This window comes from Pseudomonas sp. B16(2017), assembly GCF_002113205.1.
GTDB classification, from domain to species: Bacteria; Pseudomonadota; Gammaproteobacteria; order Pseudomonadales; family Pseudomonadaceae; genus Aquipseudomonas; species Aquipseudomonas pharyngis.
In genome coordinates this window covers 361,368-387,486 of sequence record NZ_NEKA01000003.1, presented here as the reverse complement: position 1 = coordinate 387,486, position 26,119 = coordinate 361,368, and the positions used below count along the sequence as shown (strand labels likewise).

Sequence of the window (26,119 nt, the reverse complement as noted above, 5' to 3'; positions counted from 1 at the left end):
CAGGCATCAGGCCGCGGGCCGGGTTTGGCGCAACGGCAGTTGCACGCGGAACGTCGTACCGAATCCCGGTTTGCTGCTGACGGAAATGTCACCGCCGTGTTTTTTTACAATGCCATACGACAGGGACAAGCCCAGGCCCGTCCCCTGGCCGACCGGTTTGGTGGTGAAGAACGGGTCGAAGATTTTTTGCAGGGTCTCGGGTGCAATGCCCGAGCCCGTATCGGCGACTTCGATGACTGCCGATTCTCCCTGCACGCCAGTGCGCAGGGTGATGGTGCCGCGCTCCGGGCCCATTGCCTGCGCCGCGTTGACCACCAGGTTCATGATGACCTGATTGATTTGCGAGGGCAGGCATTCGATGTCCGGCAGCTCCTGATACTCCTTGATCACATCGGCCTTGTACTTGAGCTCGCTGGCGACAATGTTCAGGGTCGATTCGATGCCCTGTTGCAGATTGGCCCACTGCCATTGCTGATGGCTGTCGACCCGGGAGAAATCCTTCAGGTCCCTGACGATCTGGCCGACCCGAGCGATGCCTTCCTTGGATTCCCTGATCAGCACCGGAATGTCTTCGAGCAGAAAATCCAGTTCGAGGTCCTCGCGCAATTGCTGCAACTGCCCAGCCAGTTCGGCGGGCAGAGTTTGCCCGGCGGTGTGATAGGCGCCGAGCATGGCCAGCAGTTGCTGGAAATAGCCGTCGAGCGTGCCGAGGTTGGAGGAAATGAAACCGATCGGATTGTTGATTTCATGGGCGACGCCAGCGGCCAGTTGCCCCAGCGAAGCGAGCTTCTCCGATTGCACCAACTGGCCTTCCAGCTGTTTGCGTTCGTCGATTTCCCGCTGCAAGGCTTCGCTGGCCTGCTTGAACTGGGCGGTACGCTGATCCACCAGATGTTCCAGGTGATGCATTTGCAGCGACGCGCGCTCGGTCATCTGCCATTTGGTCAGAAGGGTGTTGGCCATCTGCTGGACTTCGATGTTGTCGAAGGGTTTTTTCAGAATCAGCAGCCGGTCATGGGCGTGCAGACGATCCAGCAATTCGTCCCAGGAATAGTCGGAATAGGCGGTACAGACCACCACCTGCAACTGCGGATCCCGCTGCCACAGCGCTTCGATGGTTTGCGCCCCGTCCCAGCCGTCGGGCATGCGCATGTCGACGAACGCCAGGGCGTAGGGACATTGTTCCTGCAAGGCCAGGTTGAGTTTGGCCAGGCCTTCTTCCCCTCCGTAGGCCGAGTCCAGTTCGAAAACCGCTCGCCGGGGTCTGGCGGTTTCGCCGAACAGCGCGGCTTCCATTTCGTCCATCTCTGCCGACTGCGCTGAAGCCGGGGCAAGGATCTTGCGAAAGTCTTCGTGGATCGACGGCATGTCATCGATCAGCAGAATGCGGCGGTTCGACAATTCGCTCATGCGTTCTCCGTTACCGCGATCAGCGGAATCTGCAAGGTGAACAGGGCGCCCTGGCCAGGTCCGTCGCTGTGGGCCGTGAGGTGGCCGTTCATCTCGATGGCCGCCAGGGCGCAACTGTGCAGGCCGAAGCCGTGGCCCTCTTTGCGGGTGGTGAAACCGTGGGCAAAGATCCGCGTCATGTTTTCCGGGGCGATACCTTCGCCATCGTCCTTGACGCTGATTTCCAGATAATTCCCGTCGACGATTTTTACGCCCAGGGTGATGGTGCGCGGGCGGTTGCTGAGGTCGGACATCGCGTATTTGGCGTTGCTGATCAGGTTGATCAGGATCAGCAGCAAACGGTGTTTGTCACCCATCACCTGCGGCACTTCGGCGTAGTCCTTGACCACTGTGACGTGGTGCCGGGTCAGGGCTCCGGCGTTCATGCGCAGGGCGTCTTCGAGCAGTTCGCTGATGTACAGCGGCTCGGTCAGGCTGCTGGCCCCGGCATAGGATTGCTGGGTGGCGACGATGTCCTTGATGTGATCGACACTTTTGTTCATCTGGTTCAGTTCGTCGACCATTTCCTGCTGTTCCTGGGCGATGGCAACGACCAGTTGATTGAGATAACCGGGCAGCAATTTGCCCTTGGGGTCTTCGCTGAGGAACTGGCCGAGGTCGTCGGGGTGTTCGTTGATCAGCTGCATGGCCTTGCCCAGCCCCAGGGTCTTGCTGTTGCGTAACTTGCGCGCGATCAGGTCGGAGGAAATGTTCACGCTGTTGAGCACGTTGCCGACGTTGTGCAGCACGTTGGTCGCGATTTCGGCCATGCCGGCCTGGCGTGCGGCGTCGAGCAGTTCGCTCTGGGCGTTCTTGAGCTCCCGGGTGCGCTCGTCGACCCGTTGCTCCAGCACATCGTTGGCGGTTTGCAGGGCTGCGTTGACCCGGTTGATCTCGGCGAAACTGCGGATCAGACGGATGGCCAGCCACAGCAGCGACAGCATCAGCAGGACCGAGAACAGCAGCAGATAGAAGTGATATTTCCTGTCGATTTTTTCGACCCGCTGCTGATCCCGGTTGAGCATGTTGGTGATGTTGTCCAGGCGCTCGGCCACCGGAACCGCCTCAATCTCCTCGAGCAAGCGGTTGACGATCGGCTGCTCGCGCAGGATCAGGCTGATGTGATTGCTCAGGATCCTGATCGGGGCTTGAAAGTCCTGGGGCAGGCGTTGCGCGTTCACCGCCAGTTTGTTCAGGCCCAGGACGATATCGGCGGCCTTGTCGTCGGAGGTGACCTGAGAGAACTCCAGTGCGCTGAGCAGCAGGTCATAGGTATCGGTGGCGATGTTCTGCACCTGAATCTTGTCGAGATCGGACAGGCCGGCCAGTTGTGCCTGAATGTCATCTTCGGCGGTCGGCAGGAACGCCAGAGAGTTGCGCAGCAAGGCGTTGTGCGACTTGAACTGCTCCACCAGCCGGGTCTTTTCCTGCATCGCCTTGAGAAAACTCTCGTGGGCTTCGTCCCATTGTGTCGAGTCGTTGCGCCCGTGGCCGGACTCCATGGTGTCGAAGCGTTCCCACAGGCGGTTCATCTCGCTCATCGGCGAGACCAGCGGGTCGTAATTGTGGGAGATCGCCACCCGCGCCTTGAGAATTTCGTTTTCCCACAGCGAGTCCTGCTGCTTGATCTGGCGGATCAGGTCCCGGGACTCGGTGTAGGCCGTCGTCTGCTCGGTGCTGGACTTGAGGTAGAGAAACACCAGGATCGAGGCCAGCAGCACGGCGACGAGCCCGATCAACATCAGGCTGACACGGCGTGAAACCTTCATCATGGCTGGCCCTCCGGATGGCCGGTCAGGGTCTTGAGAAACAGGATGATCAGGGTCTTGTCTTCTTCGCTCGGCATGCGCCCCAACTGATACTGGAACATCACGTCCACCGCCCGTTCGAGGGTGGGCGCCGAGCCGTCATGGAAGTACGGTGCGGTCAGCGCGACATTACGCAGGCTCGGCACCTTGAACACGGCGCGGTCGGCTTCGTCGCCGGTCACGTTGAAACGGCCCTGGTCGGCCACCGTCGGGTTACCGCGATCGGCGATGTAGTCGCCGAACACGCCAAATTTCTGGAACATGTTGCCGCCAATGTTGACGCCCTGATGGCAGGCAATGCAGCCGTACTCCTTGAAACGCTGATAGCCGTATTTTTCTTCGAGGGTCAGGATATCGGTATTGCCCAGCAGGTACTGATCGAAACGGGAGTCGGGGGTCAGCAGCGTGCGCTCATAGGTGGCCAGCGCATTCTGGATATTGGCCCGGTTCACGGCATCGGGGTAGGCGGCACGAAAGCTTTGACCGTAGGCTGCGTCGTCAGCGATCCGTTGCACGACGGTGTTCCAGTCGCTGCCCATTTCGTGGGGGCTGGTGATCACGACGTTGCTTTGTTCTTCCAGGGTTTCGACGCGGCCATCCCAGAACTGGCGGAAATTGAGGCTGGCGTTGAATACGGTTGGTGTGTTGACCGCCACCGGTTGCCCATCGAAGCCGTTGGAGAAGGCGCGGGTGTCGGCGCCGCTTTTATCCAGTTGATGGCAGCTGGCGCAGGACAGCGTGTTATTGATCGACAATCGCGGGTCATGGAACAACTGGCGCCCGAGCTCGACCCGCCTGGCATCCAGGTGCGGCTTTGGCGGCAAGGGTTTCAGCGGCTCGTCCAGCGGTGCGGCGATGGCATTTGCGCATAGACCGAGCAGTAGAACCAACGACCCCGGGCGATTCATGAAACACCCCACGTGCCAGGTTGAGCAGACTCCAGCAAACGGGCGAAGGCCTCTGCCGGCAAGGCCTTGCTGAAATAGAAGCCCTGGCCTTCCTCGCAGTGGTGAGCTTTTAGAAATGCCAACTGATGCGCGGTTTCCACACCTTCGGCAATGACGTTGAGGTTCAGGCTCTTGCCCAGGCTGATGATCGCGCCGACCAGGGCGGCATCACCGCTGTCATGGCTCAGGCCGCGAATGAACGATTGATCGATTTTCAGCACATCGATGGGAAAACGGCGCAGATAGCTCAAGCTGGAATAACCGGTGCCGAAGTCATCGATGGCCAGCCGAACCCCCAGCGCCTTCAGCCTGCCCAGCGCGTTCATCGTTGCGTCGACGTTCTGCATCAGCACACCTTCGGTGATCTCCAGTTCCAGCAGGCGAGGATCCAGCCCGGTCTGTGCCAGCACCTGTTCGATGCCCTCGACGAAGTGCCGCTGGCGAAAGTCGATGGCCGAGGTGTTGACCGACATGCGAATCGGCGGCAACCCCGCTTGTTGCCAGTCGCGGGTCTGCCGGCAGGCCTCGGCCAGCACCCATTTGCTCAGCGGCACGATCAGGCCGCTGTCTTCGGCCACCGGGATGAACTCCGAGGGATAGACCCAGCCATGCCCCGGTTTCTGCCAGCGCACCAGTGCCTCGGCACCGACTACCCGGCCGCTGGCCAGCTCGATTTTCGGCTGGTAATGCAGGACGAATTCCTGGCGTTGCAGGGCCTGGCGAATGCCCGACTCGATGCTTTGCTGTTCCCGGGCGCGCTGGTTCATGGCTTCGATGAAAAAGCCGATTTCGTTCGGTCCGTTTTCCTTGGCGCTGCGCATGGCCGTTTCAGCTTTCTTGATCAGCTCGATGGCCTCGAGCCCGTCATCGGGGTAGAGGCTGATGCCCAGACTGGCCGTGACGCTCACGTCATGCCCGACGATTGTCTGTGGTGTGCGGATAGTGCTCAGTAGTTTCTCGGCGATGCTGCGCGACTGCTGCGGGTGATTGATGTCGCTGAGCATCACCACGAATTCGTCGGAGCCATAACGAAAAACCGAATCCGATTCGCGCACGCAGGCGAGCAATTGCTGGCCGACCCGTTTGAGCATCTCGTCGCCCGCCGGATGGCCCAGGGCATTGTTGATGCGCTTGAAGCGATCCAGCCCGAGAAACATCACCACCAGTTGTTTGTCATGGCGCCGGCAAGCGGCCAGCGACTGAGTCAAACGGTCACCGAGCAAGGTGCTGTTGGGCAGGCCCGTGAGGCTGTCGTACTGCAACAGGTGCGAGACCTTGAGCAATTCATGCACGCGGGCTTCGATGGTCTGCTCGAGACTGAGCATTTTCAGCGCCGCATCCTGGGCCAACTGCCATTTCCAGGTCAGGGCATTGGCCATCTGGCGGATTTCCAGGGTGTCGAACGGTTTTTTCAGGATCAGCAACTGATCGCCGAATTCCAGTCGTTCGGCCATGGCCTCCCAGCTGTAGTCGGAATAGGCGGTGCACAAGGCGATTTGCAGATTCGGATCGACCGCCCACAGTTTTTCGATGGTTTCCAGGCCGTCCCAACCGGGCGGCATGCGCATGTCGGTGAACGCCAGGGCATAAGGCCGGCCTTCTTCCACCGCATGCTGCACCAGTTTCAGCGCTTCCTGCCCCTGATAGGCGGAGTCGAGCTGGAACGTCAGGTGCGATGATTGCCGGGTGCCGAACAGCGTTTGTTCGAGCGTATCCAGGTCTGCTGCACCGCTGGCGTCCGGGGTCAGTATCTTGCGAAAGTCATCATGGATCGCCGGGGTATCGTCGACGATCAATATGCGCCGGTTGGTCTGGGGAAAAGGTGTTTTCATCCCTCATCCTCCCTGGGCAGCGGGGCAGTCGCGTTTCCGTCCTTCAGCAGGCGGGCTGCTTGCTCGGGGCTGACAGCTTCCCTGAAGCAAAGGCCTTGCACGTTTTTCAGCGGGGCCGAAGAGGTGAGGGCGTCATCCCGATCTGCGGGCTGGACGCCTTCGGCGCTGATGTCGATCGCCAGATCCCGGGCGAAATTGACGATCGCTCGCAGGGTATTGGCGCTGCCTTCATCCTGGGCTGCACTGTCGATCAGGGATTGGGCGAGTTTGAGGTGATTGACCCGGTAGGTTTTCAGGTAATCGAACGATGAGTATTCGGTGCCGAAATCGTCGATGGCGATCTTTACCCCAAGCTCGCTGAGGCGCGGCAGCACATCGTTGTGGGTCCATTTGGTCTGGGCCAGGGTCGCTTCGGTGACATCGAAACGCAGATCCCACGGTGCCAGTTCCCAGCGGGCGGTGGTGCGCAGCACGTCATAGATGAGTTCGGGGCCGCTCTTGAGTTGCGCCAGGGAAATCCTGATCGCCATCACCGGAGGCGCCACTCCCTCGTTTTGCCACTGGCGCATCTGCCAGCAGGCGTGATCCAGGATCCAGCGACCGAGCGGGATGATTGCACCGGTCTTTTCCGCTGCCGGTACGAAGGCCGACGCCGGCAGCAGACCAAGCCGGGGATGTTGCCATTTGACCTGCGCGGCCATGCCGAGAATCTTGCCGCTGTGCATGTCCACTTCCGGCGTGTAGTCGAGCTTCAGTCCTCCCTGAGTCAGGGCGGTCATCAATTCCTCGGCCAGGGCCATGCGCTCGGCGACTTCGCGAGTGATTTGCTCGGAATGGAACTGGTACTGATTGCGCCCCGTTTCCTTGGCGCGGTACAGCGCCATGTCGGCGCCGGCCAGCAGACTGTCGGCATCCAGACTGTTGGCGCGGTACAGGCAGATGCCGATACTGACGGAAATGCGCAAGGCATTGCCTGCCAGTTGGTAGGGCTCCAGAAGCGCATCGCGGATCTTGGTCGCGATGGCAGCAGACTGGGTCGGGTCGCTGACGTCCAGTTGCAGGATCGCGAACTCGTCTCCGCCCAGACGTGCGACCACGTCATTTTCCCGTACATTGGATTTGATCCGTTGCGCCACTGCCTGCAACAACAGATCGCCGACTGGATGGCCGAGGGTGTCGTTGATCCGCTTGAAGTGATCCAGATCCAGGTAAAACACCGCAAAAGGTGCCGCTCCCCGACGCGCGGCGGCGAAGGCCTGATGCAGACGCTCGATCAGCGTGGCGCGATTGGCAAGTCCGGTGAGTCCGTCCGTGCGGGCCAGCAAGGCCATTTTCTCTTCGGCCAGCCGGCGTTCGGTGATGTCAAGAATGATCCCCTCGACTTCCAGCAGGCGGCCGTCGTGATCGCGCACCGGGATGTAGCGGTTTTCCACCCAGCGCCAGTCGCCCGCGCCGGTACGCAGGCGAAACTCGATGGAGGCGCCTTCGGCATGCCGATCGAGCACCCGGCCCATGGCGGTATCGACACTGAGCTGATCGTCCGGGTGAATCAGCGTCTGCGCCCAGTTGGCCGAACCCACCAGATCAGCCGCGACATGGCCGTAGCGGGTGATGTTGTGGGAGATGTACATCAGCGGAAACGACGGTTCACCGCGCAACCGGTAGAGGATGGTCGGACTGTTCTGCACGATGATGTTGGCGTCGGACAGTTCCCGGGTACGCTCCTGAACTGCCTGCTCCAGCAGGTTCATCTTCATGGCGGCGTCTTCGGTCATTTGCCACTTGACCGTCAGGGCGCTGGCCATCTGCCGGATTTCGATCGCGTCGAAGGGTTTTTTCAGGATCAGCAGGCGATCGGTCAGGGCCAGCCGCCGGTCGATGTCTTCCCACGAGTAATCGGAGTAGGCGGTGCACAGGGCCACCTGCAGCTTGGGATCGACCTGCCACAGCCGCTCGATGGTTTCCAGGCCATCCCAGCCCGGCGGCATGCGCATGTCGATGAAGGCCATGGCGTACGGGCGCCCGGCGGCGAGTGCGGCTTCGACTTTGTCCAGCGCTTCGCGGCCCTGATAGGCCGAGTCCAGTTCGAAACGGTCTTTCGGTGCGACGGGGGCGGAGGACGCATCGCCGAACAGCAGGCTTTCCGTTTCATCCAGGCTGTCGGCTTCAGCCGTGGCCGGTTTGAGGATCTTGGCGAAATCGTCATGGATCGACGCGGTATCGTCGACGATGAGCACGCGGCGGTTGGTGTGTCCGGGTTGCGCACTCATGACGCAATACCCGTGTGTTCACGCACATTCGTCATCGGGAGCATCCTTTTCCCCTCATCACATGCCTGCGCGCAGGCCGATGGTGTCGTCCAGCTACTTGAGCATAGTTGCAGGGGCGCAACTTCGCCTGTCGCGGTGTAACAGAGGATTTACACGGCCCCGGCGAAAATCATCTAGCCTATGATTCAAGCGCGGGTAAGCAGGGGAGGTCTGCCGGCGCGTCAGTCATGTCCAACGTTTTTCACGAGGCTTCGCCATGGAAGAGCCGTCCGCCCCGATTTCGCCGCCCCGGCCCAAAGTACTGCTGGTCGATGACGAGGAACCGATCCTCAACAGCCTGCGCCGTCTGCTGCGCGGCCAGCCTTATGACGTCTTGCTGGCCACCAGCGGTGCCCAGGCGCTGGAAATACTCGAGCAGCAACCGGTGAATCTGGTGATGAGCGACGCGCGCATGCCCAACATGGATGGGGCCACGCTGCTGGCTCTTGTTCATGAGCGGTATCCGGCGACCGCGCGGATCATGCTCACCGGCTACGCCGATCCTTCGGCGATCATCAAGGCCATCAACGAAGGGCAGATCCACCGTTACATCAGCAAACCCTGGAACGACGAGGAAATGCTGCTGACCTTGCGTCAGGCCCTCGAGCATCAGCATCTGGCACGCGAGCGCGAACGTCTGGAAAAACTGACGCGAGTGCAAAACGAACAATTGAAATTGCTCAACAGCACCCTGGAAAAACACGTCGCCGCCCGTACCGCCGAACTGCAGCAGACCGCCGACATGCTCGACCTCGCCTACGAGGAGCTCAAGCGCAGTTTCCTGACAGGCACCGAAATGTTCTCGTTGCTGGCCAACCTGCGCCTGCCGCCGGCGAAGCAGACCAATCGGCAGATCATCGAGCTGGTACGCGGCTACTGCAAGATGCACCGTCTGGACGAAGCCGCCAGCCGCGACCTGACCATGGCCGCCGCGCTCTACAATATCGGCAAGCTGAGCTGGACCGACAGCATGATGACCACGCCGTCGGACTTGCTGCACAGCACCGAGCGGGACCGCTATCGGGCTTATCCGAAACAGAGCGAATCGCTGTTGATGACACTGGACCCGATGAAGGATGCCGCGCGGCTGATCCTGCACCATCAGGAGCACTGGGACGGCAGCGGGTTTCCCGACCGGCTCAAGGGCGAGGCCATTCCCTTGGGCTCGCGGCTGTTGAAACTGGCGGTGGATTTTGTCGAGTTGCAGCGCGGGCTGATTCTCGAGCGGCAGATGAACAGCGATGAAGCCTTGCTGTACCTGCGCCAGTACGCCGGCAAACTCTACGATCCCGAGCTGATCGAGGATTTCATCAAGGTCTGCGCAATGGTCAGCGACATCACCCTGGCCGATCCGGACGTCAAGGTCATGGGCACCCGGGAGTTGGCGGCGGGGATGATCCTCGCGCGCAACCTCAATGCCGACAACGGCATGTTGCTGCTCAACGCCGGCAAAGTGCTGAGCGCTCCGCTGGTTGAAAAACTGATCAGTTTCGAGGCCATGGAGGGCGGCAAATACAAGGTATTCGTGAAGGTGCCGCAAGAGCCCGAGACGACGCTCGCGGCCCAGGGTGGATGACGCTGGCGCGGCCGGCATGGGATCCTTGCGGCTTTTCTCAAGGCCGGTGGCTGACCCATGACTTCTGTATCCGCAGTTTCCCCCCGCATCATCCGTATCGCCGCCGCGCTGCTGATCGGTCCCGACGGCCAGACCCTGCTGGTGCGCAAGCGCAACACCACGGCGTTCATGCAACCGGGCGGCAAGATTGAAGCCGATGAACTGCCGGTGCATGCGCTGGCCCGTGAGCTGGAGGAAGAACTGGGACTGGTGATCGATCCGGCGCAGGCAAGCTTTCTCGGTCAGTTCTCGGCACCCGCCGCCAACGAGCCGGGATTCGTCGTGCAGGCCGACATCTTTCAATTGACCATCGACGCCAAGGTGTCTCCGGCGGCCGAGATCGAAGAGGTGATCTGGATCGACCCGACCACCGACGGCGATGTGGTTCTCGCCCCATTGACACGCGACCTGATCCTGCCGTTTTATCGAGCCTCGCTGACTGCGATCGCCTGATCATTCGTGCAAAGGACTTCGTCATGATCCCGCTTCAAGACCTGTTGATTTTCGCCGCCGCCGCACTGCTGATGGTACTGACGCCGGGGCCGAACATGATCTACCTGATCTCGCGGTCGATCTGCCAGGGACGTCGCGCCGGGGTGACCTCGCTGCTCGGCGTGGTGGCGGGATTCTTCGTGCACCTGTTCGCGGCGGCCGCCGGTTTGACCGCGGTGTTTCTCGCCGTGCCGATGGCCTATGAAGTGTTGAAGTGGGCCGGTGCGCTGTACCTGTTGTGGCTGGCCTGGCAGGCGGTGAAACCCGGCGCCCGCTCGCCGTTCGAGGCGCAACAGTTGCCGGCGGATTCGTCGCGCAGACTGATCACCATGGGCTTTCTCACCAGTGCCTTGAACCCGAAAATCGCGGTGTTCTACCTCTCGGTATTCCCGCAGTTCATCACCCCCGAGCACGGCTCGGTGTTCACCCAGAGCATCATCCTCGGCCTGACCCAGATCAGCGTCAGTTTCAGCGTCAACCTGCTGATCGCGCTGTTCGCGGCGGGGATCGCTTCGTGGTTCGTCAACAACCCGACCTGGCTGGCGGCGCAGCGTTATTTCATGGGATTCGTGCTGGGCGGCCTGGCCGTGCGGCTGATGCTTGAACAGCGCAAGGCCGCCTGAACATGTGGATCGAGCGGCTGGACGCCAGTCATGCGCTGGCCTATCGCGAATTGATGCTGGAGGCGTATGACCGGCATCCGCAGGCGTTCACCTCCAGTGTGCGCGAGCGTGCAGTGATGCCGTTGAGCTGGTGGGAATCACGCCTGACCAGCAAGCTCGACGCAGTGTTTGGCGCGTTTGAAGAGGGCCGGCTGGTGGGGATCGTCGGCCTGGCGTTCGAGCCTCGGGAGAAGGCCCGGCACAAGGCAACGGTGTTCGGCATGTATGTGTCGGCCGAGTTTCGTCAGCGCGGGCTGGGGCTGAAATTGATGGAGGCGGTGCTGGGGGAAGCGCAGCAGTATCCGGCGCTGAAAGTCATTCAATTGACCGTCACCGCCGGTAATGACGCGGCGTTTCATCTGTACCAGCGCTGCGGCTTCGTCCAGTTCGGCCTCGAGCCGATGGCGGTGCGGGTCGGCGAGGACTACTTCGACAAGATCCACATGTGGTCCCAGCCTTTCGTGCCAACCGCCAGTCTCAACGAACCGCGCTGACCCCATCCAGGGTCGAGAACGAGGTGTCCTTGGCCGTCAGCAGGAAGTCGCGCATGTACGGCGCGTCGAGCATGTCGGCGCGGATCGCCGCGTACAGCGTCGCGAACAGACCTTTCTCGCCCAGCCGCTTGCCCTTCACGTAACCGCGCGAGCTGTATTCATGCAGCGCCCAGTGCGGCATGCCGCACACGCCACGGCCGCTGGCCACCAGCTGCATCATCATTACCGTCAGTTCCGAGGTGCGTACCTGCGCCGGTTCGATGTCGGCCGGTTCGAGGAAGCGGGTGAAGATATCGAGGCGGTCACGTTCCACCGGATAAGTGATCAGGGTTTCGGTCAGCAGGTCTTCGGGGACGATGTACGGTTTGCTCGCCAGCGCATGCTGATTGGCGACCGCGAGCATGGCTTCGTAGGTGAACAGCGGCACGTAGGTGATGCCGGCGATTTCCAGCGGATCGGACGTCACCACCAGATCCAGATCACCCCGGGCCAGCGCCGGCAGTGGTGCGAAGGAGAAACCCGAAGCGAGGTCGAGTTCGACTTCCGGCCAGGCATCGCGGAACTGGTCGATGGTCGGCATCAGCCACTGGAAGCAGCTGTGGCATTCGATGGCCATGTGCAGTCGCCCGGCGGTGCCACCTGCCAGACGCCCGATATCACGTTCGGCGGCGCGCAGCAGCGGCAGGGTCGCGTCGGCCAGTTGCAGCAGGCGCAGGCCGGCGCTGGTGAAGCGCACCGGTTTGGTCTTGCGCACGAACAACGGCATGCCCATGCGCTCTTCCAGCTCCTTGAACTGGTGGGACAGCGCCGACTGGGTCAGGTGCAGGCGGTCGGCCGCATCGACCAGGCTGTCAGCTTCGCGCAGGGCATGCAGGGTTTTCAGGTGACGGATCTCAAGCACCGCAGGCTCCATGAGGAAAATTTGTGATCAACACGAAAAGGTTGAGTTTGTCTCATGTTGCTCTGGCTGTCGACAATGGCGCCATCTTTTACGCAATGGAGAACACTCGACATGGCCGTGGCACACACCCTGGGTTTCCCGCGCATCGGCGCCAACCGCGAACTGAAAAAAGCCCTCGAAGCCTACTGGAAAGGCGATCTCGATCAGGCCGCTCTGAATCAGGTCGGCCACGAGTTGCGCGCCAGGCACTGGCAATTGCAGAAGGACGGCGGCATCGACCTGCTGCCGGTCGGCGACTTCGCCTGGTACGACCAGGTGCTGACCCACTCGCTGACCTTCGGTGTGATCCCCGAGCGTTTCGACGGTGTGCGTGACGAACGCGGTCTGCCGACCCTCGACACCCTGTTCGCCATGGCCCGTGGCGCCACGTCTTCCTGCTGCGGCGGCGAGCACGGCAAGACTCAATACGCCCAGGAACTGACCAAGTGGTTCGACACCAACTACCACTACCTGGTCCCGGAATTCACCGCCGACCAGCCATTCAAGCTGAGCTGGGAACAGCTGTTCGATGAAGTCGAAGAAGCCAAAGCCCTCGGTCACAACGTCAAACCGGTGATCATCGGCCCGCTGACTTATCTGTGGCTGGGTAAGGCGAAAGGCAACGATTTCGACAAGCTCGATCTGCTTGAGCGCCTGCTGCCGGTGTACAACGAAATCCTCGGCCGCCTCGCCGCCCAGGGCGTGGAGTGGGTGCAGATCGACGAGCCGATCCTCACCCTCGATCTGCCCCAAGCCTGGAAAAGCGCCTTCGAACGCGCCTATCACATCCTTCAGTATTCGCCGCTGAAGAAACTGGTGGCGACCTATTTCAGTGGTTTGCAAGACAACCTCGGTTTGGCCGTCGGCCTGCCGGTGCAAGGCCTGCACATCGACGCTGTGCGGGCACCGGATCAGCTCGGTCAGGTGCTCGATCGTCTGCCGACCTACAAGATTCTCTCGGTCGGGCTGGTCAACGGGCGCAACGTCTGGCGCTGCGAACTGGAGCAGGCGCTGGCGCAACTGCAACCGGCGCAGGAGCGCTTTGGCGACAACCTGTGGGTCAGCAGTTCCTGCTCGTTGCTGCACAGCCCGGTGGATGTCGAGCGTGAAGACAAGCTCGATCCGGAACTGAAAAGCTGGCTGGCATTCGCCGTACAGAAATGCAGCGAAATCTCGGTGTTGCGTGATGCGCTGAACGACCCGCAAGCGCCGAACGTGCAAAACGCACTGGCCGCAAGCCGCGCGATTCAAGAGAGCCGCGCCCGCTCGCCGCGTATTCACAAGGCCGACGTGCAAGCGCGGATCGAGGCGATCAATGCCAGCGACAGCCAGCGGCATTCGCCGTTTGCCAAACGCATCGCCGCACAGCAGGCGCGTTTGAAATTGCCGACGTTCCCGACCACCACTATCGGTTCGTTCCCGCAGACCGGCTCGATTCGCCTGGCCCGTCAGGCATTCAAGCAGGGCAAGCTGTCGGCCAACGACTACCACGATGCCATGCGCAGCGAAATCCGCCACGCGGTGCAGGTGCAGGAACGTCTGGGCCTCGATGTGCTGGTGCACGGTGAAGCCGAGCGCAACGACATGGTCGAGTACTTCGCCGAGCAGCTCGACGGTTATCTGTTCACCCGTTTCGGCTGGGTCCAGAGCTATGGCTCCCGCTGCGTCAAACCGGCGGTGATTTATGGCGATCTGTCCCGTCCGAACGCCATGACCGTTGACTGGATCAGCTACGCCCAGAGCCTGACGGACAAGGTGATGAAAGGCATGCTGACCGGTCCCGTGACCATGCTGATGTGGTCGTTCCCCCGCGAAGACGTGTCGCGCAAAGTCCAGGCGCAACAACTGGCGCTGGCCCTGCGGGACGAAGTGGTGGACCTGGAAAACGCCGGAATCAAGATCGTGCAGATCGACGAGGCGGCGTTCCGCGAAGGCCTGCCGCTGCGCCGTGAACAATGGCAGGAATACCTCGACTGGGCGGTGCAGGCGTTCCGCCTGACTGCCTCGGGCGTGAAAGATGAAACCCAGATCCACACCCACATGTGCTACAGCGAATTCAATGACGTGATCAAGGCGATCGCCGACATGGACGCCGATGTGATCACCATCGAAACCTCGCGTTCGGACATGGAGTTGCTGGAGGCCTTCGAAGCGTTCGACTACCCGAACGACATCGGCCCTGGTGTCTACGACATTCACTCGCCGCGAGTGCCGGACACCGCCGAAATGGTCAAGTTGATGAGCAAGGCCGTGAAACGCATCCCGGCGCAGCGGCTGTGGGTCAACCCCGATTGCGGCCTGAAGACTCGCGCCTGGCCGGAGACCGAAGCCGCATTGGTCAACATGGTCGCGGCGGCTCGGCAGTTGCGCAGTCAGTTGGCGTAACGGCAACACCGAATGAAGGGTGTCGACCGCTCGGCACTCTTCATCAAACTGTCATCGAACTGTGGCAGCGCGCTTGAACAAACTTCATCAGACTCGCGCTCTACTGGGGTTCTGCGTTTCGGTGTTTTTCATGTTCAAGGGATTTTTTGCAATCGCGGCGTTGTTGGCCGCGGTTTTTTTCGTTCCGGCGTCCTATGCGGCGTCGCGTTGCGACGTCAATGTACCGACCGAGCGGGTCGATCTGCAGCAGGTGAGCCTGGCGTACCAAAGCATCGGCCGTGCGTCGGATCCGGCGCTGTTGCTGGTGATGGGCCTGGGCGGCCAGTTGATCCACTGGCCGGATGAAGTGGTGGTCGCGCTGTGTCAGCAGGGCTTTCGGGTGATCCGTTATGACAACCGCGATGTCGGTCTGTCGACCTGGCGCCAGACGCCGGTGGAAGCCAACCTGACCTTTGAAGTGCTGCGCTACAAACTCGGCCTGCCGGTGGCGGCGCCTTACAGCCTGACCGACATGGCCGACGATGCGCTGGGCCTGATGGACGCCTTGCACGTCGAGCAATTCCACGTGCTCGGCGCGAGCATGGGCGGGATGATCGCCCAGCACCTGGCGGCGATGGCGCCGCAACGGGTCGAAAGCCTGACGCTGATCATGACCAGCTCCGGTGCCGAAGGGCTGCCGGCGCCGAGCGCGGCGCTGGTGCAGTTGTTGTCACGGCGCGGCGCGCCCAATCGCCAGATTGCGCTGGAGCAACAGGCCGATCTGCTGGCCGCACTGGGCAGCCCTTCGGTCAGCGATGACCGGCAGGCCTTGCTGCATCAGGCGGCGCTGTCCTATGACCGGGCGTTCAATCCCGAAGGCGTGAAGCGCCAGATCATGGCGATCCTTGCCGAGCCGAGCCGGGTGGCGTTGCTCAACCAGTTGCGGGTGCCGACGCTGGTGGTGCATGGCACGGCGGATCCGTTGCTGCCGGTGATGCACGGCGTGCACCTGGCGGCGCATATTCGCGGCAGTCAGCTGCGGCTGATTCCGGGGCTGGCGCACCGCTTTCAGGAAGCGTTCAAGGAACCGTTGCTGGCGGCGGTGTTGCCGTATTTGCGCGAGCATCGCGAAGACACGTCGCACTGGGCGCAGATCGAACCGGTGGCGGAACACAACCTGCTCTGACTCAGGCGTGCAGCCGCACCCACACCGACACCAGCACCGTCGCCGCCATCAGCCACGCCACCGCCGCCACCGCCAGTGAAGCTTCGAGACGCATGCGGTCGACCATCACGTACAGCGTCGCCAGATACACGAAGTACGGAATGATCGACCACATGCCGAAGACGATGGTGGTCTTCAGGTCGTCGATCGAACGGCCCTTGCCGACGATGTAGTGGGCGATCAGGGCGAAGGTCGGGAACAGCGGCACCAAGCCGGCGATGTAGTAGTTTTTGGTCTTGGCCAGCATGGCGAGGATCACCACCACGGCCGCACCGAGCATTGCCTTGAAAATCAGATCCACATCGTTCTCGCTTAATGGCTCAGGCCGTATTTTTTCACTTTGTCGAACAGCGTGGTCTTGGCCATACCCAGTTCGAGGCTGGCCTGGGTCAGGTTGCCGCCGCTGCGTTGCAGGGCGTCGCTGAGCAGGTTGCGTTCGAACGCTTCCACCGCTTCGGCGAACGCCAGGCCCTGACCTGCGCTGCCCGCGCCGGTTTTCTTGAACGCCGGCAAACCGAGGGCAAAACGCTCGGCGACGTTGCGCAGTTCGCGCACGTTGCCCGGCCAGTCGTGGCTCATCAGGCTCGACAACGTCTGGTTGTCCAGCTCCGGCAGCGCCCGGTCGAAACGCAGGGCCGATTGCTGGGTGAAGTGTTCGAACAATTGCAGGATGTCTTCGCGGCGCTCGCGCAGGGGCGGCAGTTCCAGCGTTACCACGTTGAGGCGGTAGTACAAGTCGCTGCGAAATTCCCCGGCCTTGCTTGATTCGTCGAGGTCGGACTTGGTGGCCGCAATCACCCGGCAATCCACCGCCACGCTCTGGTTCGAGCCGAGGCGTTCGAGGGTGCGTTCCTGCAACACCCGCAGCAGTTTGATCTGCAACGGCAGCGGCATGCTTTCCACTTCATCGAGGAACAGCGTGCCGCCGTCGGCGTGTTCGATCTTGCCGATCCGCCGTTTGCCGGCGCCGGTGAAGGCGTTGGCTTCGTGGCCGAAAATTTCGCTTTCGAACAGGTTTTCCGGCAGCCCGCCACAGTTCAGCGCAACGAACTGTTTGCTGTGACGGCGGCTGAAATCATGCAGGCAACGGGCGACCAGTTCCTTGCCGGTACCGGTTTCGCCCTCGATCAGCACATTAGCCGAGGTGTCGGCGACGTTGGCGATCAGTTCGCGCAGGTTCTGCATGGCCGGCGAACGCCCGATAATCCGTCCTTCCAGTGAATCACGTTCGGCCAGTTGCCGACGCAGGGACGAGACTTCGCGATTCAGGCTGCGTTGCTCCAGCGCACGACGGGCCACGTCCACCAGTCGTTCAGGGGAGAACGGTTTCTCCATGAAGTCGTAAGCGCCTTTCTGCATCGCGCCGACCGCCATGGATATGTCGCCGTGGCCGGTGATCAACACCACCGGCAGGCTGCGGTCGCGCTGCTTGAGCCGGGTCAGCAGCTCCAGGCCGTCGATGCCCGGCAGGCGTATGTCGCTGATGACGATCCCGGCGAAATTGTCACCGACCTGCTCCAGCGCTTCTTCGGCACTGCCGACGCCGATGCAGGGAATGTCTTCCAGCGTCAGCGCCTGCTGGCAGCCGAGCAGGACATGGGGGTCGTCTTCGACGATCAATACACTGAGGTCGTTGTTCATATTGGCTCGGCAGGAGTAGGGCTTACCAACGGTAAACTGAGGACGAAAGTGGTACCACCGCTGGCCGGGTGTTCGACACCCAGATGCCCGCCGGTGGCGGCCGCCAGACTGGCCGACAGGGTCAAGCCGAGGCCCAGACCCTGTTCGCCGGGCTTGGTGGTGAAGAACGGTTCGAACAGATGCTTGCGCGCTTCCGCGTCGATGCCGTGGCCGTTGTCGCGCACGCGCAGGCGATATTTGCCGTTGAATTCTTCGCCTTCCAGCCACAGTTCCGGCAGCGGTTGCGCCTGCATGGCGTCGAGGGCGTTGCCGATCAGGTTGACCAGAATCTGCTCCAGACGCGTCTGGTCGATCTGCACCTGCACATCGTCGAACTGGCGATGCAGTTGCAGCGAGGCACTTTCGACGCGAGCACCGAGTACTTGCAGCGCGGCATCCACCGCTTTGCCGAGGCTGGCGCGGCCTTTGTCGTCGCCGCGTCGGGCGAAGGAGCGCAGGCTGGCGGTGATCCGGCCCATGCGGTCGATCAGGTCGTTGATGGTCTTGAGGTTGGTGCTGGCGACATCGAGCTGGCCGCGCTCAAGGAAGCGAATGGTGTTGCCCGACAGCGTGCGCATCGCCGCCAGCGGCTGGTTCAGTTCGTGGGCGATGCTGGTGGACATCTGGCCAATGGCTGCGAGTTTACCGGCCTGCACCAGTTCGTCCTGGGCGCGGCGCAAGGTTTCTTCGGCCTGACGCCGTTCGCGGATCTGGCTCTTGAGCCGGTCGTTGCTGGCGCGCAGGTCGGCGGTGCGTTCGGTAATCCGACGCTCCAGTTGATTGTTGGCTTCCTGCAAGGCTTCGCGAGCGGCGAGGCGGGTGGCGATGACCTTGCGCCGTTCGTTCCAGGCGATCAGCAGGAACGCCACCAGGGCAAACGCCACGGCCACCAGAATCCCCTGATTGATTGCCTCGCGCCGCAGATCCTGCAACGGCGTGAGCAGGGTGAAATTCCACGGGGTATCGCTCAACGGTCGGGTTTGCGCCAGGTAGCTGATGCTTTCTTCATCGCCATCCTGTTGGCTCGGCACTTCGCTGTTGGCCGGGAAGGTGAGTTTTTCCACGCCTTCGGACAGGGTTTCCCGGGCCAGCGGTTGCAGTTCGTTCAGCGGGAACCAGTAGTACTGCAAGCTGCGGGCGAGTTTTTCCTTGGTCTCGTCGCTCAGCGGTATGACTGATTTGAGGCGCCGGGCCGGATCGCTGGACAGAATGATGATGCCGTTTTCATCACTGACGAATGCTTCAAGGCGCGCCCGCTGCCAGCGTTCTTCCATGGCTTCCAGGCGCACCTTGACCACCGCGACGCCGATGATCTTGCCGTGTTCTTCGAGGCCGTGGGCCAGGTAATAACCGGGCTCGCCGTTGGTGCTGCCGATCCCGTAGAAGCGTCCGGGCTGGCCGCGGATGGCGTTCTGGAAGTAGGCGCGGAACGACAGGTCTTCACCGAGGTAGCTGTCGACGTCACGCCAGTTGCTGGTGGCCATGACCCGGCCGGTGGTGTCCATGACGTAGATGGCCCGACTGCGGCTGCGCCGGTTCAGACCTTCAAGGTAATCGTTGACCGTTTGCCGGTGTTCCGGGGTCGGGTCGTCCAGCAGCTGCGAAACGCTCGATTCGAGCTCCAGCAGGCTGGGCAGGTAGGTGTATTTGCTGATCTCGCTTTCGACCGCGCGGGCGTGCAGTTCCAGCTGGCGCTGGCCGTTTTCGCCGAGGCTGCGGATGCCGAAATGTTCGCTGGTCCAGAAGCCGATGTAACCCAGTCCGATCATCAGAGCGATGACCAGCGGCGGCAGGAGCAGGTGGCGGATCAGACGGGGTTTCACGGCAAGTGATGGCGGCGTGGCGCGATAGAGAGTGGGGTCGCATTTCATCACAGTTGCCTTGGGTCAACCACCTGCATTCCCCCGACAGTGGATGTCGGGGAATGCAGCCGTTTTTAGTGCTGCAGGATTTTCTCGAGGAAATGCTGCGCGCGTTCGGAGCGTTGGCTGATGTCGCCAAAGAACTCTTCTTTCTTGCAGTCTTCGATGATCTTGCCGGCGTCCATGAAGATCACGCGGTCGGCCACTTTACGGGCGAAGCCCATTTCGTGGGTCACGCACATCATGGTCATGCCTTCGTGGGCCAGCTGCACCATCACGTCGAGCACTTCGTTGACCATTTCCGGGTCCAGCGCCGAGGTCGGTTCGTCGAACAGCATGACGATCGGGTCCATCGCCAGCGCACGGGCAATCGCCACGCGCTGTTGCTGACCACCGGACAGTTGCCCCGGATGCTTGTGGGCGTGAGCCGACAGGCCGACGCGCTCCAGCAGTTGCAGTCCTTTCTTGGTCGCCTCTTCCTTGCTGCGGCCCAGCACCTTGATCTGCGCGATGGTCAGGTTTTCGGTGATGGTCAGGTGCGGAAACAGTTCGAAGTGCTGGAACACCATACCGACGCGCGAACGCAGCTTCGGCAGGTTGGTCTTCGGATCGGCAATCGATGTGCCGTCGACCACGATGTCGCCTTTCTGGAACGGCTCCAGTGCGTTGACGCACTTGATCAGGGTCGACTTGCCCGAACCGGACGGGCCGCAGACCACGATCACTTCACCCTTTTTGACCTCGGTGCTGCAATCGGTCAGCACCTGGAAGTCCCCATACCACTTGTTGATGTTCTTGATAGAGATCATACGGCGAACCTTTTTTGCAGACGCTTGACCAGCACCGAGGCGGCAAAGCTGATGGTGAAGTACACGAGACCTGCGAAGATCAGGAACTCATTCGAGCGGCCAATGATGTCGCCACTGGCGCGCGAGGCGTTGAGGAAGTCCACCAGGCCCACGGTGTAGACCAGCGAGGTGTCCTGGAACAGGATGATGCTCTGCTGCAGCAGCAGCGGGGTCATCTTGCGGAACGCCTGAGGCAGGATGATCAGGCGCATCATCTGGCCGTAGGTCATGCCCAGTGCCTGCGCTGCGCCCATCTGACCTTTGGGGATCGACTGCACGCCGGCCCGGACGATTTCGCAGAAGTACGCCGCTTCGAACATCATGAACGCCACGATGCACGAGGTGAACGCGCCGATCGGGGTGTCTTCGCCGGTGATCCAGCGCAGCACGAACGGCACTGCCAGATAGAACCAGGTGATCACCAGCAGCAGCGGGATCGAACGGAAATAGTTGACGTACGCACCGGCAATGCTCGACAGCAGTTTGCTGTGGGACAGGCGCATCAGCGCGAGGATGGTGCCGAGGATGATCCCGCCGACCACGCCCAGCGCCATCAGCTTGAGGGTCATCAGCATGCCGTTCCACAGGCCGGGAATGGCCGGAACGATGCCACTGAAATCGAATTCCATTATTTACCCCCCACGGAGATCAGGCCGGGCACGGCGACTTTCTTCTCGACCATGCGCATCAGCAGCATCAGGCTCATGTTGAGGGTGAAGTAGATCAGGGTCGCCAGGGTGAAGGCTTCAAACAGGTTGGCCGAGAATTCGGCGGTCTGTTTGGTTTGCGCCAGCAGCTCCATCAGACCGATCAGGGACGCCACGGAGGAGTTCTTGAACACGTTCAGGAATTCCGAGGTGAGCGGCGGAATGATGATCCGGTAGGCCTGGGGCAGCAGCACGTTCCAGTAGATCTGCGGCAGCTTGAAACCCATGGCGCGGGCGGCGGATTCCTGGCCCCGTGGCAGCGCCTGGATACCGGTGCGAACCTGTTCGCAGACCCGGGCGGCGGTGAACAGGCCCAGGCAAACGACAACGCTCAGGTAGGCCGAGGTGGTCGGGTTCAGGTCCTGCTTGTACCACTCCTGCAGATCCGGCGGCAGCAGATCGGGCACCAGGAAGTACCAGATGAACAGCTGAACCAGCAGCGGCACGTTACGGAACAGTTCGACGTAGCAGGTCGCGATGCCCGACACGATGCGGTTCGGCACGGTGCGCATGATGCCCAGCAGCGAGCCGAGCAGCAGGGCGATGATCCAGGCGACGATGGCGATGGCGATGGTCCAGCCCAGACCGGAAATGAACCAGTCGAGATAGGTCTCGCTGCCCACGCCGGTGGACTTGAAGAACACGCCCCAGTCCCAGTTGTAATTCATTAGGGTCTCCCCTCGATTCGATCGATGTACAAGTGCCCGCCTGGGGAAGCTCCGTTCCCGCCCTGATTGTGAAAATCAGGCACACGCGATCGGCTCGACAGCCACCGGTTCGAGTGTTTCCAATAAGTGCCAGCAGGGAGTGACCATCCCCTGAAAAGGCAGGCGCCTCCTCAGGGGATAAGGTTAGTCAGAAATCAGGATTTCTTGTCGTCAGCCGCTTTGTCGGTCGGATTGGCGATCAGGGCCTTGAGCTCGTCGCTCATCGGGAAGTTCAGGTTCAGGCCTTTTGGCGGAATCGGCTGCATGAACCATTTTTCGTAGATCTTGTTGATCTCGCCCGAGGCGTAGGTCGCCTTGATGGCGTCGTCGACAGCCTTTTTGAACGGCGCGTCGCCCTTGCGCATCATGCAGCCGTAGATTTCGTACGACTGTGGAGTACCGGTCACGGCCCAGTCGGAGGCTTTCTTGGCTTTGGCGGCTTCGCCGGCCAGCAGGGCGTCGTCCATCATGAACGCAACGGCACGACCCGATTCCAGCATCTGGAAGGATTCACCGTGGTCCTTGGCGGAGATCACGTTCATGCCCATCTGCTTGTCAGCGTTCATCGCCTTGAGGATGCGCTCGGAAGTGGTGCCGGCGGTGGTCACGACGTTCTTGCCTTTCAGATCGTCGAAATCCTTGTACTTGGAGTCAGCCTTGGACAGCAGACGGGTACCGATTTCGAAGATGCCGACGGAGAAGTCGACCTGTTGCTGACGCTCGACGTTGTTGGTGGTGGAGCCGCACTCGACGTCCACGGTGCCGTTCTGCACCAGCGGGATACGGGTTTGCGAGGTGACGAGGTTGTATTTGACCTGCAGGTTTGGCAGGTCGAGGTCTTTCTTGATCGCTTCGACGATGGCCAGCTGGATATCGTGGGAGTAGCCGACCGGCTTGCCGGAAGCGTCAGCGATGTAGGAGAAAGGAATGGAAGCGTCACGGTGGCCCAGGGTGATGACGCCGGACTCTTTGATCTTCTTAAGGGTGCCGGTGAGTTCGGCAGCGAAAACTGGTGTGCTGATCAGAGCGGCAGCAATGGCTGCGCCCAGGATATGGGGAACGATGCGCATCAAATTTTCCTCGACATTGTTTTTTTTATGGAGCCGGTTGAGCGGGCCCTTTTGAGCTTCGAATGCCTGACGGCTCCTGTTGTGTTGGCGCAACAGGCATTCGTCGAAGGAGTGTAGAGCATGAGTCGTGCCAGACCAGTCGCTACACGCTAATGCATTGATTTATAAGGTTATTAAAGTTTTGTGATGGTGTTTTTTCGTGGATCTGATCCGGTTAACCGAATTGACCGTCAGGTCGCGTTCGGAAAACCGAACGTCTGCGACACGCCTTGTTTCGCCTTGAATGCAAAAAGCCCCTGAATCATTCGATTCAGGGGCTTTTTGTTCAACGAGGAACGGATCAGGCCGCTTCGATCTTGCTGCGGTTCTGCTCGACCTTGTTCAGGTACGCCGCCAGGCGCTCTTGCTCAGCCGCCGTGGTGAACAGGCCCAGTTTGCTGCGACGCCAAAGAATGTCATGCGCGGTGGTGGCCCATTCTTCGGTGCACAGGTAGTCGACTTCACGGGTGTAAAGCCCGCCGCCGATGTGTTCGCCCATGTCGGCCAGAGTGTCGACGCCTTCGAGCATGCGCCAGGTGCGGCTGCCGTAGGTAGTGGCCCAGCGACGGGCAATTTCGGTCGGTACCCAGTCGAACTTGTCGCGGATCTGCGCGCTCAGGGCCTGTGGCGTGGTCATGTCCTCGCCGCCGGGCAGGGTGGCGGTGGCCGTCCAGCTCGGGCGCATCTGGGTGAAGAACGGCATCAGCTGCGTCATCGCCGACTCGGCGAGCTTGCGGTAGGTGGTCAGCTTGCCGCCGAACACCGACAGCAGCGGCGCTTCTTCGGTACTGCCGGACAACGCCAGGGTGTAGTCGCGGGTCACGGCCGACGGGTTATCGGATTCGTCGTTGCACAGCGGACGCACGCCCGAGTAGGTGTGCAGGATGTCGTCACGGCTGATCTGCTTCTTGAAGTGGGCGTTGACCACTTTGAGCAGGTAATCGGTTTCGCCGTCGGTGATCGCCACTTTGGCCGGATCGCCGGTGTACTCGCGGTCGGTGGTGCCGATCAGGGTCAGGTTGTTCAGGTACGGAATGGTGAAAACGATGCGCTGATCTTCGTTTTGCAGGATGTGCGCGTGATCGCCTTCGTACAGTTTCGGCACGATGATGTGGCTGCCCTGGATCAGGCGGATGCCGTACGGCGATTCCATCTTCAGGTCGTCACGGATGAACTTGGCGACCCACGGGCCAGCGGCATTCACCAATGCCTTGGCGGTGATCGAAAACAGGCTGCCGTCGGCGCGTTCCAGGTTCAGGTGCCACAGGCCCTTGGCGCGGCGGGCGCTGACGCAACGGGTCTGGGTGTGAATGTGCGCGCCTTTTTCACGGGCGGCCATGGCGTTGAGAACCACGAGGCGGGCGTCGTCGACCCAGCAGTCGGAGTACTCGAAGCCTTTGCTGATTTCGCTTTTCAGTGCGCTGTCGGCGCCGAACTTCAGGCTTTTCGAGCCCGCCAGTTTTTCGCGCTTGCCGAGGTGGTCATAAAGGAACAGGCCCGCGCGGATCATCCACGCCGGACGCAGGTGCGGGCGGTGCGGCAGCACGAAACGCATTGGCTTGACGATGTGCGGGGCCTTGGCCAGCAGCACTTCGCGTTCGGCCAGGGCTTCGCGCACCAGACGGAATTCGTAATGTTCGAGGTAGCGCAGGCCACCGTGGATCAGCTTGCTGCTGGCCGACGAGGTGTGGCTGGCCAGATCATCCTTTTCGCAAAGGAACACCGAAAGACCGCGACCGGCGGCATCCGCTGCGATCCCCACGCCATTGATCCCGCCGCCGATGACGGCGATGTCGTAGATCTCGGAGATAGGGGGCGTACGCAAGGTAGATGTGGACATCGGCTGGCCTCGGGCTCTTTTGATTTTCTGTCTTGGAAATCGAACATGAATGTTCATTTGCGAAAATGGTAGCCCATAAAGACGCGCGCAGCCAGTCGACTTCGATTGAAAAAACTCATCGAAGGGCCGAAAAAGGAAAATATTCGAACATGAAATGCGCGTCAGCGCGGATCAGGGCGTGTCTGATCGTTCCCACGCAGAGCGTGGGAACGAGAATTCGCCGGGAGGGAGTTATGCGGAGAGGGTTAAACGACTTCCAGACGAATCTTGTGCTGGCTCAGCAGTTGCGCCAGGGCCGGCACCGGTTGCTGATCGGTGACCAGGCAATCGATCAGGCTGATCGGGCCGAGGCGGATCATCGCGTTACGGCCGAACTTGCTGGAGTCCGCCGCCAGGATCACCTGCCGGGCATTGGCGATGATCGCCTGGGACACCCGCACTTCCTGGTAATCGAAGTCGAGCAGGCTGCCGTCTTCGTCGATACCGCTGATGCCCACCAGCGCAAAGTCGACCTTGAACTGGTTGATGAAGTCCACGCTCGCCTGACCCACCACGCCGCCGTCGCGACGCACGTTGCCGCCGGTCAGCAGCACATCGAAATCATCCTTGGCGCTGAGCATCGAAGCGACGTGCAGGTTGTTGGTGATGATCTTCAGGTGGCTGTGATTGAGCAGGGCGCGGGCAATCGATTCGGTCGTCGTGCCGATATTGATGAACAGCGAGGCGTGATCGGGAATCTGTGCGGCGATGGCTTCGCCGATGCGTTGCTTTTCATCGCGCATCTGATCGGCGCGCATCGCGTAGGCGGTGTTTTCAACGCTGGAATCATAGGCGGCGCCGCCGTGGTAGCGACGCAGCAGATTGGCTTCCGCCAGTTGATTGATATCGCGGCGGATGGTTTGCGGGGTAACAACGAACAGCGTGGCCATTTCCTCGATGCTCACATAGCCGCGTTCGCGGACCAGCTCGAGGATTTGCTGCTGACGGGGAGGCAGATTCATGGGGCTTCCTTTGGGCTGCCGTGCAAAATTTGCCCATGATGACGCAGGAATCCGCTCCCTACCAGTTTCCAAACAACGTGAAAGCTACTTCGTGCTGGGCGCCTTCGGCGTTACGCAAGCAATCCTGCGTTAAAAACAGGCTCGGACTGCTCATTTACAAACCCGTAAAGTCGAGTGCGACCCCAGCCGGCCCTCGCCTGTTTTTGCCTTGTCTTGCCTTCGCTCGCT

The 26,119-nt window shown here is 61.1% G+C and carries 21 protein-coding genes; 6 read left to right on the top strand and 15 right to left on the bottom strand.

Features of this window, described 5'->3' with window-relative positions:
• Window positions 1–6: 6 nt before the first annotated feature.
• Genes CAG25_RS07060 through CAG25_RS07040 form a run of 5 tightly spaced genes read right to left on the bottom strand, consistent with a single transcriptional unit; the run spans window position 7 to window position 8,306 of the window.
• A complete protein-coding gene (locus CAG25_RS07060) occupies window positions 7–1,410 on the bottom strand; it encodes an ATP-binding protein (protein WP_085610890.1) in 1,404 nt (467 codons plus the stop codon).
• Window positions 1,407–3,221, bottom strand: coding sequence for a DAHL domain-containing protein (locus tag CAG25_RS07055; RefSeq protein WP_085610889.1), 1,815 nt, complete (start codon window positions 3,219–3,221; stop codon window positions 1,407–1,409). Before CAG25_RS07055 ends, CAG25_RS07060 begins: the two co-directional genes overlap by 4 nt.
• Window positions 3,218–4,165, bottom strand: coding sequence for a cytochrome-c peroxidase (locus CAG25_RS07050; protein WP_085610888.1), 948 nt, complete (start codon window positions 4,163–4,165; stop codon window positions 3,218–3,220). The genes CAG25_RS07055 and CAG25_RS07050 overlap by 4 nt, the downstream gene beginning before the upstream one ends.
• A complete protein-coding gene (locus CAG25_RS07045) occupies window positions 4,162–6,036 on the bottom strand; it encodes a bifunctional diguanylate cyclase/phosphodiesterase (RefSeq protein WP_085610887.1) in 1,875 nt (624 codons plus the stop codon). Before CAG25_RS07045 ends, CAG25_RS07050 begins: the two co-directional genes overlap by 4 nt.
• The gene (locus CAG25_RS07040; RefSeq protein ID WP_085610886.1) at window positions 6,033–8,306 is read right to left on the bottom strand and encodes an EAL domain-containing protein; all 2,274 of its coding nucleotides are present in this window, start codon (window positions 8,304–8,306) and stop codon (window positions 6,033–6,035) included. The genes CAG25_RS07045 and CAG25_RS07040 overlap by 4 nt, the downstream gene beginning before the upstream one ends.
• A 256-nt stretch (window positions 8,307–8,562) precedes the next feature.
• Here CAG25_RS07040 and CAG25_RS07035 point away from each other — a divergent pair, with 256 nt between their 5' ends.
• From CAG25_RS07035 to CAG25_RS07020, 4 genes are read left to right on the top strand one after another with little or no spacing between them, the layout of a single operon-like run.
• Complete coding sequence (locus tag CAG25_RS07035) at window positions 8,563–9,921, top strand: HD domain-containing phosphohydrolase (protein WP_064599172.1); 1,359 nt, start codon at window positions 8,563–8,565, stop codon at window positions 9,919–9,921.
• Window positions 9,922–9,978: 57 nt separating this feature from the next.
• Window positions 9,979–10,413 (top strand): NUDIX domain-containing protein, encoded by a 435-nt coding sequence (locus CAG25_RS07030; RefSeq protein ID WP_085610885.1) that lies wholly within the window; start codon window positions 9,979–9,981, stop codon window positions 10,411–10,413.
• Between the two features lie 23 nt (window positions 10,414–10,436).
• Window positions 10,437–11,075, top strand: coding sequence for a LysE family translocator (locus CAG25_RS07025; protein ID WP_085610884.1), 639 nt, complete (start codon window positions 10,437–10,439; stop codon window positions 11,073–11,075).
• Window positions 11,076–11,077: 2 nt separating this feature from the next.
• Window positions 11,078–11,608, top strand: coding sequence for a GNAT family N-acetyltransferase (locus CAG25_RS07020; protein ID WP_085610883.1), 531 nt, complete (start codon window positions 11,078–11,080; stop codon window positions 11,606–11,608).
• On the opposite strand, the gene metR is transcribed toward CAG25_RS07020, so the two are convergent.
• A complete protein-coding gene (gene metR, locus CAG25_RS07015) occupies window positions 11,592–12,509 on the bottom strand; it encodes a transcriptional regulator MetR (protein WP_007953158.1) in 918 nt (305 codons plus the stop codon). The genes CAG25_RS07020 and metR overlap by 17 nt on opposite strands.
• Before the next feature lie 111 nt (window positions 12,510–12,620).
• Here metR and metE point away from each other — a divergent pair, with 111 nt between their 5' ends.
• Both metE and CAG25_RS07005 read left to right on the top strand, forming a co-directional pair.
• Window positions 12,621–14,933: a 5-methyltetrahydropteroyltriglutamate--homocysteine S-methyltransferase gene (metE, locus tag CAG25_RS07010; protein WP_085610882.1), complete on the top strand. Its 2,313-nt coding sequence runs from the start codon at window positions 12,621–12,623 to the stop codon at window positions 14,931–14,933.
• A gap of 130 nt (window positions 14,934–15,063) precedes the next feature.
• Window positions 15,064–16,098 (top strand): alpha/beta fold hydrolase, encoded by a 1,035-nt coding sequence (locus CAG25_RS07005; protein WP_085610881.1) that lies wholly within the window; start codon window positions 15,064–15,066, stop codon window positions 16,096–16,098.
• A 1-nt stretch (window position 16,099) separates the two neighbouring features.
• Here the strand turns inward: CAG25_RS07005 and CAG25_RS07000 are convergent, their stop codons facing one another.
• The 9 genes from CAG25_RS07000 to CAG25_RS06960 form a co-directional block, all read right to left on the bottom strand.
• Window positions 16,100–16,429, bottom strand: coding sequence for a GlpM family protein (locus CAG25_RS07000; RefSeq protein ID WP_162831789.1), 330 nt, complete (start codon window positions 16,427–16,429; stop codon window positions 16,100–16,102).
• A 20-nt stretch (window positions 16,430–16,449) separates the two neighbouring features.
• Window positions 16,450–17,778 carry a sigma-54 dependent transcriptional regulator gene (locus tag CAG25_RS06995; protein ID WP_039765821.1) on the bottom strand — a complete coding sequence of 443 codons (1,329 nt, stop codon included), beginning with the start codon at window positions 17,776–17,778 and terminating at the stop codon, window positions 16,450–16,452.
• A complete protein-coding gene (locus CAG25_RS06990) occupies window positions 17,775–19,688 on the bottom strand; it encodes a sensor histidine kinase (protein WP_085610880.1) in 1,914 nt (637 codons plus the stop codon). Before CAG25_RS06990 ends, CAG25_RS06995 begins: the two co-directional genes overlap by 4 nt.
• A 65-nt stretch (window positions 19,689–19,753) precedes the next feature.
• Window positions 19,754–20,488 (bottom strand): amino acid ABC transporter ATP-binding protein, encoded by a 735-nt coding sequence (locus CAG25_RS06985; RefSeq protein WP_007953170.1) that lies wholly within the window; start codon window positions 20,486–20,488, stop codon window positions 19,754–19,756.
• On the bottom strand, window positions 20,485–21,156 hold the full coding sequence (locus CAG25_RS06980) for an amino acid ABC transporter permease (protein ID WP_007953172.1): 672 nt from the start codon (window positions 21,154–21,156) through the stop codon (window positions 20,485–20,487). The genes CAG25_RS06985 and CAG25_RS06980 overlap by 4 nt, the downstream gene beginning before the upstream one ends.
• Window positions 21,156–21,902, bottom strand: coding sequence for an amino acid ABC transporter permease (locus CAG25_RS06975; protein WP_007953174.1), 747 nt, complete (start codon window positions 21,900–21,902; stop codon window positions 21,156–21,158). The genes CAG25_RS06980 and CAG25_RS06975 overlap by 1 nt, the downstream gene beginning before the upstream one ends.
• Before the next feature lie 194 nt (window positions 21,903–22,096).
• The gene (locus tag CAG25_RS06970; protein ID WP_039765825.1) at window positions 22,097–23,011 is read right to left on the bottom strand and encodes a glutamate/aspartate ABC transporter substrate-binding protein; all 915 of its coding nucleotides are present in this window, start codon (window positions 23,009–23,011) and stop codon (window positions 22,097–22,099) included.
• 340 nt (window positions 23,012–23,351) lie between these two features.
• Window positions 23,352–24,890, bottom strand: coding sequence for a glycerol-3-phosphate dehydrogenase (gene glpD / locus CAG25_RS06965; RefSeq protein ID WP_085610879.1), 1,539 nt, complete (start codon window positions 24,888–24,890; stop codon window positions 23,352–23,354).
• Between the two features lie 245 nt (window positions 24,891–25,135).
• Window positions 25,136–25,891, bottom strand: coding sequence for a DeoR/GlpR family transcriptional regulator (locus tag CAG25_RS06960; protein WP_007953179.1), 756 nt, complete (start codon window positions 25,889–25,891; stop codon window positions 25,136–25,138).
• Window positions 25,892–26,119 lie beyond the last annotated feature (228 nt).